The 13404-nt window shown below is 38.0% G+C and carries 13 protein-coding genes; all 13 read right to left on the bottom strand.

What is annotated here, in order from left to right:
- Positions 1-19 precede the first annotated feature (19 nt).
- Entirely contained in the window at positions 20-1378 is a 1359-nt protein-coding gene (locus PG766_RS06085; protein ID WP_270590612.1) for an ATP-binding protein, read from the bottom strand.
- A 187-nt stretch (positions 1379-1565) separates the two neighbouring features.
- Complete coding sequence (locus PG766_RS06080; RefSeq protein ID WP_118198673.1) at positions 1566-2294, bottom strand: GntR family transcriptional regulator; 729 nt, start codon at positions 2292-2294, stop codon at positions 1566-1568.
- A 47-nt stretch (positions 2295-2341) separates the two neighbouring features.
- On the bottom strand, positions 2342-3061 hold the full coding sequence (locus tag PG766_RS06075) for a tryptophan synthase subunit alpha (RefSeq protein WP_022219924.1): 720 nt from the start codon (positions 3059-3061) through the stop codon (positions 2342-2344).
- Between the two features lie 2 nt (positions 3062-3063).
- On the bottom strand, positions 3064-4212 hold the full coding sequence (locus PG766_RS06070; protein ID WP_055247497.1) for an iron-containing alcohol dehydrogenase: 1149 nt from the start codon (positions 4210-4212) through the stop codon (positions 3064-3066).
- 20 nt (positions 4213-4232) lie between these two features.
- A complete protein-coding gene (locus tag PG766_RS06065) occupies positions 4233-5021 on the bottom strand; it encodes a BtpA/SgcQ family protein (RefSeq protein ID WP_022219925.1) in 789 nt (262 codons plus the stop codon).
- Entirely contained in the window at positions 5014-5781 is a 768-nt protein-coding gene (locus PG766_RS06060) for a nucleoside phosphorylase (RefSeq protein ID WP_117824480.1), read from the bottom strand. The genes PG766_RS06065 and PG766_RS06060 overlap by 8 nt, the downstream gene beginning before the upstream one ends.
- Before the next feature lie 14 nt (positions 5782-5795).
- A complete protein-coding gene (locus tag PG766_RS06055) occupies positions 5796-6734 on the bottom strand; it encodes a carbohydrate kinase family protein (protein ID WP_008373430.1) in 939 nt (312 codons plus the stop codon).
- A 12-nt stretch (positions 6735-6746) separates the two neighbouring features.
- Positions 6747-7313 carry a cysteine hydrolase family protein gene (locus PG766_RS06050; RefSeq protein ID WP_022219927.1) on the bottom strand — a complete coding sequence of 189 codons (567 nt, stop codon included), beginning with the start codon at positions 7311-7313 and terminating at the stop codon, positions 6747-6749.
- Between the two features lie 11 nt (positions 7314-7324).
- A complete protein-coding gene (locus PG766_RS06045; protein ID WP_008373427.1) occupies positions 7325-8239 on the bottom strand; it encodes an ABC transporter permease in 915 nt (304 codons plus the stop codon).
- On the bottom strand, positions 8239-9303 hold the full coding sequence (locus tag PG766_RS06040) for an ABC transporter permease (protein ID WP_182438591.1): 1065 nt from the start codon (positions 9301-9303) through the stop codon (positions 8239-8241). Before PG766_RS06040 ends, PG766_RS06045 begins: the two co-directional genes overlap by 1 nt.
- The gene (locus PG766_RS06035) at positions 9287-10846 is read right to left on the bottom strand and encodes an ABC transporter ATP-binding protein (protein ID WP_117824478.1); all 1560 of its coding nucleotides are present in this window, start codon (positions 10844-10846) and stop codon (positions 9287-9289) included. Before PG766_RS06035 ends, PG766_RS06040 begins: the two co-directional genes overlap by 17 nt.
- Positions 10847-10873: 27 nt before the next feature.
- Positions 10874-12067, bottom strand: a complete 1194-nt coding sequence (locus tag PG766_RS06030) for a BMP family lipoprotein (RefSeq protein ID WP_117557392.1) — start codon at positions 12065-12067, stop codon at positions 10874-10876.
- Positions 12068-12362: 295 nt separating this feature from the next.
- Positions 12363-13295 carry an AEC family transporter gene (locus PG766_RS06025; protein ID WP_118198672.1) on the bottom strand — a complete coding sequence of 311 codons (933 nt, stop codon included), beginning with the start codon at positions 13293-13295 and terminating at the stop codon, positions 12363-12365.
- Positions 13296-13404 lie beyond the last annotated feature (109 nt).

Below are 13404 nucleotides of genomic sequence, written 5' to 3'. Positions count from 1 at the left end.
ATCAAAGAGCACTCTCTTTTTATAACAATCCCGACAAATCCACTTCATATTTATATTCTTTTGGTTCTTTATTCACCTGGTAAAACATTGCCAGATACCACGGAAGATATTCCATTCCTTCTTCTTCCTCTACATTTCCGGAACAGAATATGATTTTTCTTCCAAACTCCCAGTTTTCTACTGCCGACACTTTTGATAATGCAAAATGTTTTTTGTAATCTTTTCCGGATTTTATTTCCAGCAAATCTACTTCCATTCCGTTTTGAATCACAAAATCTAATTCTCCATATTTTTTCGATTCAAAATAATTCAAACTAAAACCGTTGCTTTTAATAATCTGTGCAAATACATTTTCCAAAATGCTTCCCATGTTCACTTCCATATTACCATTCAACAGCGCAAATTGAATATTTTCCATACATGCTGCACACAGAAGCCCTGTATCTCCCATAAATAGTTTAAACAGATTTCTTTTTTCATTCAGACGCAATGGCGGCTGAGGTTCTTCAATATTGTAAGAAGGAAGTGCAACTCCTGTATCACTCAGCCATAAAAATGCATTTTCATAACGGTTCATCCTTCCTTTATCATCTATTTTATTTAAAATAAATCTCCGATTTTTGCTGTTAAGCTGTGCCGGAATACTGTCAAAAATTGCCCTGATTTTAATTTTGTCTGACCCTTCTGCATATTTTCCAATATCCAGACGATACAATTCTAAAATCTCTCTCTGAAGTGCAACGACTTTTCCTATATCATGCGTATTCACATAAATCTGGACAACTGCAGGCATTCCTCCGACAACAATATACGTGTAAAATAATTTCAACATAGTCTGATGAACCACTTCCGGGACCTCACTGTGTTCAGAATAACATGTTTTCAATAATTCAATTGTAGAGTCCTGAACTCCATTTGCTCTTATATATTCCTCAAAATCCATCGGATACATATAGCAGATTTCTTCATAGCCAACTGCATAAGATGGTACTTCTTTGTATCGTACTCCTAAAAGCGATCCTGATTCAATATAATCAAATCTTCCATCCTCAACCAGAAACTTAATTGCACATCTGGCATTTGGACATTCCTGAATCTCATCTAAAAAAATCAAAGTTTTTCCAGGTACAAATTCCTGCATTTTAAACGCAGTCAGATTCGTAATGATTGTATCTGCATCCAAATTACCATCAAATATTTTCCCCGCCTCTTTATCTAAGATAAAATTAACTTCAACATAATGCTCATAATTTTTCTTTGCAAATTCTCTTATAATGGTAGTTTTCCCTATCTGTCTGGCTCCAATAATGCACAGTGCTTTTTTATCTGATGTCCGCTTCCACTCATCTAATTTTCTGTATATCTTTCTTTCCAGCATGCTTTTGCACCTCCATTATTAGTATTGTAACATTTTTCCATCTATATTCACACCTGTTTGCCACTTTTTTCTTTGTTTTTTGTATTAGATTTGTAACATTTTTCCAAAAATTGAAAAGTCGCCAACATTTCTGCTGACGACTTTTCGAAGAGCTCGATGTGCTCAATTTTACTATTTCCCTGATTTTTTATCTCACCTGATCAATATAAAATTTAAATTTATCTGTTCGATAATAGCATTTAAAATTCTCGATCGGAATTTCTCTTCCATTCACAATACCATATGTAATACAACGGAACAGAATAATAGGTGTCCCTTCCTCGATATCCAGATACTCAGCAATTTCGTCCTGCGCACCAATCGCTTCAATCGTTCTTCTGGCCTTCGTTATCTTAACACCATAAACTTCTGTTATAATCCGATAAAGAGATTCCTCTTTCAAATCATACTTTGATAATCCCGGAAAAATCTTCTCTGGCACAAAAGTCAGTGTATAGTTTAAAGGTTCCTTATCTGCATATAAGATTCTTCCTATCATATAAACATTATCACTGCTTGTAATCTCAAGTGCTTTTGCTCTCTTTACATTTGCATTGACCAACTCTGAAACAACAACTTTTTTACTTGGTATCATCCCCAGTTTTAATACATCCTCTGTACAACTCGTAATTGAAAAAAGATTGTTACTTCCTTCATCCGTCTTTACATAGGTTCCTTTTCCCTGGACTTTGTACAAATATCCTTCTGTGACCAATTCATCAATCGCTTTCCGGATCGTAATTCTGCTGACCTGATAAGTCTCCATCAATTCTCTTTCGCTCGGAATCGGCTCCTTTGAATCGTAAACTTCATTATCAATATTCTCTACGATTGCCTTCTTCACAAGATAATATTTAGGTAACTTTTCGTCGAACATCTCCTTCACCCCATCTCACCTTTTTTAATCACAGAATATTCCAAGTGTTAACACATAGCTTTAAATTCCCTGATCTTTTCTTTCATTGCAGGAATATTTTCATGAAGTTTTAGAATTGTACTGCCAACGAACGCTGCATCCCCGCCTGCCTCTCTTACTAGTCTTACATCTTCTGGTGCATGAACGCCTACCCCACAATAAATAGGTCTTTCAATTCCACAGCTTCTTAAATACTCTACACAATCTTTTAATGTAGGATATTCCTCATTTTTTTGCTGTGTATCATACGGCTTCGCCTGTAAATATACAAATCCATTTGATTGTTTTGCCATTTCCACTTCTTCTTTCGGTAAATGGAACTGTACATAACAAGATACCTGAAGCCCCGCTGCAATTATCTTATTTTTAATAATATCATCTTTTAAGCCAACAAGCAAAATATCTTTTAAATTATTTGTCAGGCAGAACTCAATAAATCTGTCTACACCAATCTCTTCAACTGTATTTTCATATGCCAGAACCAGAATCTTCACATCTGGAAGTCTCTTCTGAATGGCAACAATTGAATCCATATATTTTTCATAATCATCGCAAGCCTCCAGTGCTTTTTTCATTCTTCCTGCAATATAATCACTCTCCAGGTATGGATTTCTGGATGGAAAATCCACTTCCATCATTCTGCATCCTGCATCTGCATATTCTACTGCCATATTATAACTTGCTTCAATTGTAGGATATCCATTTGATAAATAACAAATAATCTCCATTTTTATTCTCCTCTGTACACCTTGATAAATAATTCTTTAAATTCGTCAATTTCCGGAATAACCGGATTTGTTTTTGTGCATCCATCAGCTTTTGCAAGCGGAGCCATCTCATCCAGTTTTGCCATATATTTTTCTTCATCCGGAATGATCTCTTTAAAGCATTTTGGAATATTTAACTTTTCATTTAACGCTTCTACTGCTTCATGAAGATTTTCTGCTCCGATTCTCTTTGCAAATTTTGCATAAACTTCTTTCGCAGTTTCATTCTGCTCATTATATCTGATGATGTACGGCAAAATAATGGCGTCTGCCAGACCATGTGATACATGGAAAATACCACCGATTGTATGCGCCATAGAATGTACAATTCCAAGCGATACATTGGTAAATGCAATTCCAGCTACCATAGATGCCTGTACCATAGTCTCTCTTGCTTTTATATCATTGCCATTCTCATATGCAGTCGGTAAAGTTTCCATAATATCCTGGGCTGCCTGGCTTGCAAGAATATCTGACAGATAATTTGCACGGTTTGAAGCAAGTGCTTCCAGTGCATGGGTAAGCGCATCCATTCCTGTCTCTGCGGTAATCTTAGCCGGCATAGACATTGTTACTTCCGGATCACAGATTGCGATATCCGGCATCATTTCCATATTTCCAACACCATGCTTTAATCCTTTTTCATTATCTGAAATTACGATAGAACGTGAAACTTCACTTGCTGTTCCACTTGTCGAAGGAATACAACACATTCTTGCTTTACCTCGTAATTTCGGAAATTCATTCGGCGGAAGAATATCTTCCATCTGAGTCAATTCCGGATGTTCATAAAAGATCCACATTGCTTTTGCAGCATCCATTGCTGATCCACCGCCAAGTCCGACAATCAGATCTGGTTCAAATTCCAGCATTTCATTTCTTCCTCTGAGTACAGTTTCAAAAGACGGATCTGGTTCTACGCCTCTGATAACCATTGTTTCAGCACCGGTTTCTTTAAAATATCCTTCTACCTTTGCCAGCATTCCACTCTTTTCCATGCTATGTCCGCCAATAACAATACTGACTTTTTTTGCTTTAATTGTCTTAATATATGCAAGACTTCCTTCTCCAAACATCAATTCTGATCCTGCAAGTTTCATTGGTCGCATCATTTTTATCTTCCTGCCTTTCTCTATTTCAATCCGTCTAATACTTTCTTAACCAGTTCATAAGAGATTGGATTTGTTAAAATTCCTCCCTCTTTCAAGCTGGAACCGATAATCGCACCATCTGCTGTCTGAAGCTGATCATGAATATTTTCTGCATTTACACCACTTCCTGCAAACACCGGAAGATTTACTACATTTTTCACTCTCTTAATCAGATCCAGTGGTGTCTCTTCTCCAACCTGTGTACCTGTAACAATAATTCCGTCTGCTCCGTTTGATGCAGCATCTTTTGCTGACTGCTCAATCGTAATATGTTCTCTTAACATATGCGCATGTTTTACCTGCACATCGGCAAGAATTTTAACATTTTCCTGTCCCATCATCTTGCGATATTCCATACATTTCTTTGCACATGGCTGAATAATTCCATCTGTAAACAATACTGTATCCACAAATACTGGAACTCTGATAAAGGATGCTCCTACCATTGCAGCAATCGCAATATCTGCTTCACAGTCATTAAACGCTGCGTCAAGTCCTACTGGAATCTGAACTGCCTGTTTCACAGCATATGCTGCAGCTGTAAGCGCCGCTACCTGTGCTTTATTTAAAAAAGCGGAAAAAGGTGTATCCCCCATATTTTCTACAATAACAGCATCTACCCCTGCTTTTTCAAGTGTAACCGCATCCTGAACTGCACGGTCAATAATTCTCTGATAATCCCCATCAAATCCAGCTGTTGTCGGAAGCGGAAGGCAATGCACCATTCCGATTACTGTCTGTGAATTTAAAGTAAGTATCTCTTTACTCATGTTTACCATCCTCTCTTTTTATATGATAATTATAAATTCCTTCCAGCGCTGTTCTACAGAGTAAATCCTCTGCATCTACACGATCCTGTCCCTTTAAAGTTTCCTTCAAATTTTCAAGTACCGTAACCACTGTTAAAATACAGGTCTTAACTCCCATCAGTCGTCCCAGTGTCAGAATACATGAAGATTCCATATCGATTCCTGTTACCCCAAGTTTCTTGACCTCTTCAAATGTTTTTGACATATCACGTCCACACTCCAGAGAAAATTTAGAATCATGCATACAACTGTAAAATCCATCCATCGTACAATTAAGTCCATTCAAATACCGTTTTCCCATTTGTTGAACTGTTTCGTTCATCACATTAACAAGTTCAATATCTGCAACCGCAGGGTAACTCAGATCCACATAGGTCTGACTGGTTCCCTCACGCCTCATTGCGGCAATCGGAATCATAAAATGTCCCAGCATATCATCCTGCATAGACATTACTGTCCCCATTCTTACAGCGACCTGCATTCCAGACTCATACATCTCTTCCATCGCAATCGCTGCGGACGGTGCCCCGATTCCCGTCGACGTTACTGTAATCTCTACTCCTTTATAGGTTCCTGTATATGTATTGAACTCTCTCATGAATGCAACTTTTTTGGGGTTATCCAAATACTTTTTTACAACTTCTACTCTCCATGGATCTCCCGAAAAAAGTACATATTTCGCAACCGTTTCTTCGCTTGCTCCCATATATAATGTACTCATCTGCATTTCCCCTTTCAACGTAATGTTTCAAATTTCTGTAATAATTCCTGTTCTGTTGGCGCATTTGTACAGCACCCTTCTGCCTGTAAAACAAAGTAAGATAATACACTTCCAAGCCTACAGCAGTCTGCCGGAGAATATCCATGTAAATATCCATAAACAAATCCTGCCATGTAAGCATCTCCCGATCCAGTTGCATCTACTACCTGTTCCACTTGACAAATTCCAATCTCTTCTTTCCGTATTTTTCCGTCTTCCCGCACATAACAAATGCTTCCGTCTTTTCCCAGAGTTGTCACAATGATATCTGCTTTTCCAATTTTAAACAGCTCTGTAATCGTATTTAGTCCGAAAAGCTTTTCAATAATTTCACATTCTACTTCATTTGTGAAAATGATTTTGCTTTCTGTTAACAACTGTTTCAAAAATGGTTCTGGAAATGCATCAAAATCATCTTTCATTCCAAAAACTACCGGTACATGATGCTTTTTACATTTTGCAAAAAACTCTTCATTGTCTGGTCTTGATGCAACGGTTATCACTCCCAGCTTTGCCGTTTCAAACAAGCTGTCTTTCATTTTCTGTGCATATCTTCCATCCATTGCTCCAGGATAAAATATGGTAATATGATCGTTATTATTATCCTGTAACAAATAACATACACTGGTTGCTTCCTCTGCTATTTGTGTAATCCCATCCTGTGGTACATTTCCTTCTTCCAGAAACTTTTTAAAACCATTACTTTCATAATCTCCGCCTACTCTTAAAACTGGCATTGCCTTCATTCCAAGCCGGCAAAGTGCATAGGCAATATTTACAGAACAGCCTCCGTAAAAAATTTTTGAATTGGATTTATTTGTAACCAGTGATGTAAATCCCACTTTGGCAGGTGTTGCTATTTTTATAATGTGATCCATACTTACATAGCCGCTTGTCAGAACATCTACTTTCATTATCCGTGCCTCCTACAACTGTCCCTCTTCCAGCATCTTGCTGAATGTATTCATATCGATGACTTTTCCCAGATACTTATCAATATCTGTCAGATGAACTTCATTAACTGTTTCTGAATTCGTTGCCACACATTCCCGGATAACATATGGGTTGTAATTCAGATAAAATGCATCTGTCACCGTTGCCCGAATGCAGCAGTTTGTTTTCGTTCCAACAACGACTACATTTTCCACTTCATTTTCCCGCAATACCAGATCCAGGTCTGTGCCGAAGAATCCACTGTACCTTCTCTTTCGGATGACATAATCTTTCTTTTCATCAACTTCCAACATTGGATCAATTTCAATTCCAAAAGTCCCTTCTATACAATTTGGTCTCATGGACTGTGCTTTTTTATCTACTTTATCTTTTCTGTTACAGTGCTGTAAAAAAACAATCAGCAGTTCATGTTTCCGGCTTTCATCCAGAACCTTTTTAATCCGTGGAAGAATCTTTTGATTCTCAGGATAAAATACCAGACCTTCCGGATCCGTAAAATCGCGAACCATGTCCACAATAATCAATGCTGTCTTTGCCATTTTCCTCCCCCTTAGTCGAACTTGTATCCTCTTACCTTAACATCCTTAAATTTCATAAATGAAACAACTGCAAGCACCGCTACCATGATGATATATGGAATTGTATCGAACATTCCTGCTGCCGGTCCTGCATATACACTTAAATTGACCGCAAGTGATCTTGCAACACCGAATAAGATTGCATAGAGTGAAGACTGTACCGGTTTCCCCTGTCCACAATAAATTGCTGCAATTGCGATAAAGCCTCGTCCTGCTGTCATATCACTTGTAAACATTGCCATTCTCTCCATTGATAAATTGATTCCGGCTAATGCACAGCAAAATGCTCCAATCAGAACAGCAATATATTTGTATTTCTGTGTTTTCAGTCCAAGACTGATCGCTGAATCTTCATTTTCACCAACAACTCTGACATAGATTCCAAATTTTGTTTTGTACATCAGAATAGCTGCTGCCGCAATTCCAATAAATGCCAGATATGTAATGACCGGATGACCACTTACGATTCCACCAATCAGCGGAATACTCTTGATGCCCGGTATATTGATCTTAAAATCTGCAACTCCTACATCTTGAAGACTGATATTAGCAAGCTCCATAACTTTCAGTACAAATTTTGCAATCGCTGGAACAATCAAGTTAATTCCAAGACCGATAACAATAACATTACCATTACAAGTAATTCCTAAGAATGAAAATACAAGTCCCCACAATAAAGTCGTTACGATTGCGGCAATCACTGCCAGAGCCACACTTCCTGTCAGATACTCGACTAACACTGAAATAAATGCTCCATTCAGCATCATTCCTTCCAGTGCGATATTCAATACATTTGCTTTATATGCAAATATTCCACCGATCACGCATAGAATAATAGGAGCACTATGGTATACTGTGTCATACAAAATACTATTTAATAATTCCATTATGCATCCTCCTTTTTCGCCTTTTTAAAACGACCAAATACGCTTGTTTTATCACCAATAAACTTAACTGCCAGGAACAGAATGATCATTCCCTGAATAATTGCAACGATTTCTTTCGGAACTGCAGTATACATATTGATGCTGTCACTACCGGTTTTTAATGCAGCATAAAAGATTGCCGCGATCAAAATACCAATTGGCGAATGTCCACCGAGCAGAGCAATCAACATACCATCCCATCCAAGACCAGGGTTTGCAGAAAATGTCAGTGTATATTTAAACTGATCACTTAACATCCATCCTGCTCCAGCCACACCGGAAAGTGCGCCACTGATCAGCATCATGATAATGATTTTCTTGCTGACATTCATACCTGTTGCTTCTGCGAATTCCGGATTTTTTCCGATTGCTGTAATTTCATATCCCAGTTTTGATTTTTTCATAACAAAATACATAATCACCAGAATAATCATTGCAATTACAAAAAACATAGTCATTCTTGATGCTCCGAATCTTTTGAACATTACATCCTCTTTAATCGTTGGTGTAGCCACATACCCTGCACTCTTATCTTTGAATACACCGGTGGTTAAAAATTCCAAAGTCTTTGAAACTGCATAGTTTAACATCAAAGTTACAACCATCTCATTTACATTACATTTTGCTTTCAAAATTGCCGGAATCAATGCAAATAACATTCCACAAATAATTGCAACTAAAAAGCAAATCAGTTTACTTATAAATGGATTGGAAATGTTAAGATATGCTCCAGTGATTCCTGCAAAGAATCCTCCCAAAAGCATTTGTCCTTCTACACCCATGTTGTACAGATTAGCTTTGAATGTAATTGCAATCGCAAGTCCTGTCAAAATAAGCGGCGATGCATAATGCAGCGTATTCATAAAGCCTTTTTCTGTCAAAAGTGATTTCCTGATCAATACCCCGTAAGTTTCCAGTGGACTTTCTCCGATCGCTGCAATAACAATTGCTCCAAATGCAAATGCAAGAATTACCGGAAGTACAGAATTGACGATTCCTTTTATAATACTATCTTTCTTTTTCATGATCCTGTTCCTCCTTTCCAATTCCGGCCATCAGTAGTCCCATAGCAGCCATAGATACTTCTTTTGGCGATACTTCACCTGAAATTTTACCTTTATACATAACAATTACCCGATCAGATAAACTCATAATTTCTGACAGCTCACTTGAAATCAGGATAACAGTATTTCCTGCATCCCTGAATTTCAGAATCTGTTTATGGATGAATTCAATAGATCCGATATCAACGCCTCGCGTTGGCTGGCAGGCAATCAGAAGTTTGGGATTTGCAGAAAGCTCTCTTGCAATGATAACTTTCTGTGCATTTCCTCCTGACAAATTGCCTATATTGCCATTCACATCACCAAGACGGATATCAAATTCTTTAATATATTTATCTCTTTTGGCATTGATTATTTTCTTATTAAAAAGTCCGTGTTTACAAACATCTTTTTCTCCGTGATATCCTGCTATACAGTTATCGGAAACCGTCATTTCCCGGCACAATCCCTGTGCATATCTGTCCTCAGGAATAATTCCAATTCCTGCTTTTCTTAATTTTTCCGGCCACCAGTTTGTAATATCTTTACCGTCAAAAAATACTGTTCCTCTCGTCGATTCCATCAAACCAGTCATAAGCTTTACAAGCTCTGACTGTCCGTTTCCTTCAACACCGGCTATTCCAAGGATCTCACCTTTATGCACTTCAAATGACATATCTGATACAACTTCTTTTCCATAGTCATTCACAGTCGTAAGATTTTCTGCTTTGTACATAATCTCTGATTCAACTTGTTGTTTTCGTTCATTATTTACAGTAAGAACAACATCTCTTCCGACCATCATCTGTGCCAGTTCTCGTTCACTTGTGTCCTTCTTTAATACATTTCCAACAACTTTTCCCTGTTTTATTACAGTAATACTGTCTGCCAGTTCCATTACTTCCCTTAATTTGTGTGTAATAACAATGATTGTTTTTCCTTGCTCTTTTAGATTTTTGAGCGTTGCAATCAATTCATCAACTTCCTGTGGTGTAAGTACGGCTGTCGGCTCATCCAGAATCAATATGTCTACATTTCTGTATAACATCTTCAGAATTTCTACTCTCTGACGTCCACCGACAGATATATCTTCAATCTTATCTGTTGCATTTAATTCCAGATGATTTTCCTGAATCAGTTTCTCAACTCTTTTAATTTCCTCTTTCTGATCGATAAACGGAGTTTTCATTCCGCCTTTTTTCTGTGTAATTTCCGCACCCAACAGTATATTTTCATATACGGTAAGAGACGGCACCAGCTTAAAATGCTGGTGCACCATCCCTATCCCGTTTGCAATCGCATCAACCGGGCTGTTCAGTGTAACTTCTTTCCCCCGGATCAGGATTTTTCCGCTTGTTGGCTGCAGCAATCCGTAGAGCATATTCATCATTGTAGATTTTCCTGCACCGTTTTCACCTACAATACATTTAATCTCCTGTTCTTTTACATCCAGATTAATATGATCATTTGCGACAAAATCGTTAAACTTTTTGGTCAGATCAACCGTCTGTATCATGCTGTTCATATTGCTGCTTCCTTTCTGTCAAAACAACTATTTTACTGTAACATTCGGGCATTTAGAAGCATCGAATTCTTCTCCACTCTGCGCATCCGTTACTACAATTGTTCCATCTGAAATCTTGTCTTCTACATCTTTGATTTCAGTTTTGATTTCTTCCCATTTGTCTTTTCCGCTATCCTGTATATGTTTGCTGATTTCTGAAAGATCTGTAATAGAAGCTGCGCCTGATGCTAATGAATATGTCTGTGCACGATCCATCTTATCAATCTTTCCATTTACTGCTTCTTTTACAATGTCATATACAGGTACTTCTGTATTTTTAATAACACTTGTCAGAACATATCCTGGCTGCTGATCATCTTTGTTAGCATCTACCTGAATTGCAAGCTTTCCTTCTTCTTTTGCCTTTGATGCAACACCATCACCTACAGAACCAGCTACTGAGAATACAATATTTGCTCCCTGATTATAATATGTTCCTGCTACTGTACTTCCTGTTGCAGAATCAGCAAATCCTGCATCATATTTTGCATAGTAATCATAATTTACACCCAGCTTTTCAGCTTCATAGTTGATACCTTCGATATATCCATAAGAGAATACCGTGATACCATTTGAATTAGTTCCTCCGATAAATCCTACGGATCGTCCGCCATTATCTGCAGGTGTGAAATTATAACCATCTGTACCAAATAAAGTTTCTGCATTTTCATTTACCAATGTAGTAAGTGCACCTGCTACGAAAGATGCCTGATGTACATCAAACAATACACTGATTACGTTATCATGGATTGTCTTTCCATCTTTATCCTGGTTTGGATTATCATTTACACATACAAATGTTGTATCTGGATACATCTCTGCAATTGGCTGTGCTCCACCAGTTCCCTGAATCAACGCTTCAAAATCATATTCCAGATTGAAAATTACATTGTATCCATCATCAGCCAGTGATTCCAGCGCCTGTGGTACACCTGTTGTAGGCTCGACAACCTTATATTCAATTCCAAATTCATCGGCAGCTTTTTTTGCTCCTTCCACAGCAGACTGATTATATCCATTATCATTCTGTCCGGCAGCCGAACAAATAATTGCAACCTTTACATCGCTTCCTTCCTTTTTTTCCGCTTTTTTCTCAGATTTTCCTCCACATGCTGTCAGGCTTCCTGCTACCATTGTCATTGCAAGTAAGCATCCCAATGCCTGTACTACTCTTTTTTTCATTTTTCTTCCTCCTTTGTTATGATGTCATGTCGTCATGACCAGTTCCTTTTTCTTTAATATACAACTTGGTTTCAAAAATGTAAATACTATTATTTATTTTTGTCATATCCAGCAATTTCATACTATATCTTTTGTGCATTTATAACAAAAACTCTCTTTCTTACTATTTCACATCATCTGTATAATATTTTCTTTATATCCATATAATCCTTCCCTAAAATCAAATATTTTTCCAATAAAAAAAGAACATCCCCGCCTCCAGGAACATTCTTTTCTCCATTTATCTATTTTTTATTTACATCACCATCTGGAACACCAACACCATCAGCGGCATCGTCACGATCGCCCCAAGTGTCGTCAGCACATTGATCGTGCTCGCATACCTGGAATCATTTCCATACACCTGACTCATCTGCGTAACTGTCGAAGCAGCAGGTGCAATGATCGCCAGAAATACGATCAGAAGGATCTTCTTCCCATCTGCATTCCATCCAACCAGTCCACTGATCTTCAGGATCAGAAGTGCAATAAACGGAAATCCGATCAGACGCATTAACGCAATAAAATACGCCTTCTTATTCGTCAGAACCTTTCTGATATTCATTCCGCCCATCAGCATTCCGATTACAAACATACTTGCCGGTCCCACCATTGCCCCGACAGAACTTAACGTACCGGTTATAATTTCCGGCAGCCGGATCTTTGCAAAGAACAACACGATTGCTGCTATGATCGTAATGATATTGATATTGGTAAATATTTTCTTCAGGTTAAATCCTTTTTCATGGCTCAGTACATTTTTACAGTGTGTCCAGAAAAAGATGGTCTGAATCCCCATAAACACACATGCATAAAACACCCACTCTTCGCCAAGCATAAATGCCACAAGCGGTACGATCATATTTCCTGAATTGGAATAATAAATGGACATGGTTTCCACTTCATTCAGATGCAAGACTTTTCCGATCAGGTTGACGATCGGGAGCAGGATAAATAAAAGAAGCAGTGACGCGATGCATGCCAGCATAAGGCCGCTCACCTTTTCCGGGGTATAATCCACCTGAAATGCATTCAGAATCACACATGGCACGATCAGATATAATACCAGTGTTGACAGTACCTTACTGTCTTCATCCTTCAGAAATCCCATTTTGACTATCGCATAACCCATGAATATCATAATGAACAGCTTTGCGATCTGCTCCATCAGAAGTATACTCAGTTCCATTTTTGCCCTCTTTTCTTTCTCATCAAAAGAAGCGGATTGCCAGACGCAACCCGCTTCCCATTATTTCATTTCTTTTCTATCGGTTCATTTCTCGTCTGTCAGATTTTTC

The organism is Coprococcus sp. LG101-27, from assembly GCF_027695515.1.
Classification (GTDB): Bacteria; Bacillota; Clostridia; order Lachnospirales; family Lachnospiraceae; genus Allocoprococcus; species Allocoprococcus comes.
This window is presented reverse-complemented; position numbering and strand designations above follow the sequence as displayed.

What these genes read in the sequence shown, in the direction of transcription:
- PG766_RS06085 (WP_270590612.1), bottom strand. Translation starts at nt 1,378, where the DNA reads ATGCTGGAAAGAAAGATATACAGAAAATTAGATGAGTGGAAGCGGACA.
- PG766_RS06080 (WP_118198673.1), bottom strand. Translation starts at nt 2,294, where the DNA reads ATGTTCGACGAAAAGTTACCTAAATATTATCTTGTGAAGAAGGCAATC.
- PG766_RS06075 (WP_022219924.1), bottom strand. Translation starts at nt 3,061, where the DNA reads ATGGAGATTATTTGTTATTTATCAAATGGATATCCTACAATTGAAGCA.
- PG766_RS06070 (WP_055247497.1), bottom strand. Translation starts at nt 4,212, where the DNA reads ATGATGCGACCAATGAAACTTGCAGGATCAGAATTGATGTTTGGAGAA.
- PG766_RS06065 (WP_022219925.1), bottom strand. Translation starts at nt 5,021, where the DNA reads ATGAGTAAAGAGATACTTACTTTAAATTCACAGACAGTAATCGGAATG.
- PG766_RS06060 (WP_117824480.1), bottom strand. Translation starts at nt 5,781, where the DNA reads ATGAGTACATTATATATGGGAGCAAGCGAAGAAACGGTTGCGAAATAT.
- PG766_RS06055 (WP_008373430.1), bottom strand. Translation starts at nt 6,734, where the DNA reads ATGAAAGTAGATGTTCTGACAAGCGGCTATGTAAGTATGGATCACATT.
- PG766_RS06050 (WP_022219927.1), bottom strand. Translation starts at nt 7,313, where the DNA reads ATGGCAAAGACAGCATTGATTATTGTGGACATGGTTCGCGATTTTACG.
- PG766_RS06045 (WP_008373427.1), bottom strand. Translation starts at nt 8,239, where the DNA reads ATGGAATTATTAAATAGTATTTTGTATGACACAGTATACCATAGTGCT.
- PG766_RS06040 (WP_182438591.1), bottom strand. Translation starts at nt 9,303, where the DNA reads ATGAAAAAGAAAGATAGTATTATAAAAGGAATCGTCAATTCTGTACTT.
- PG766_RS06035 (WP_117824478.1), bottom strand. Translation starts at nt 10,846, where the DNA reads ATGAACAGCATGATACAGACGGTTGATCTGACCAAAAAGTTTAACGAT.
- PG766_RS06030 (WP_117557392.1), bottom strand. Translation starts at nt 12,067, where the DNA reads ATGAAAAAAAGAGTAGTACAGGCATTGGGATGCTTACTTGCAATGACA.
- PG766_RS06025 (WP_118198672.1), bottom strand. Translation starts at nt 13,295, where the DNA reads ATGGAACTGAGTATACTTCTGATGGAGCAGATCGCAAAGCTGTTCATT.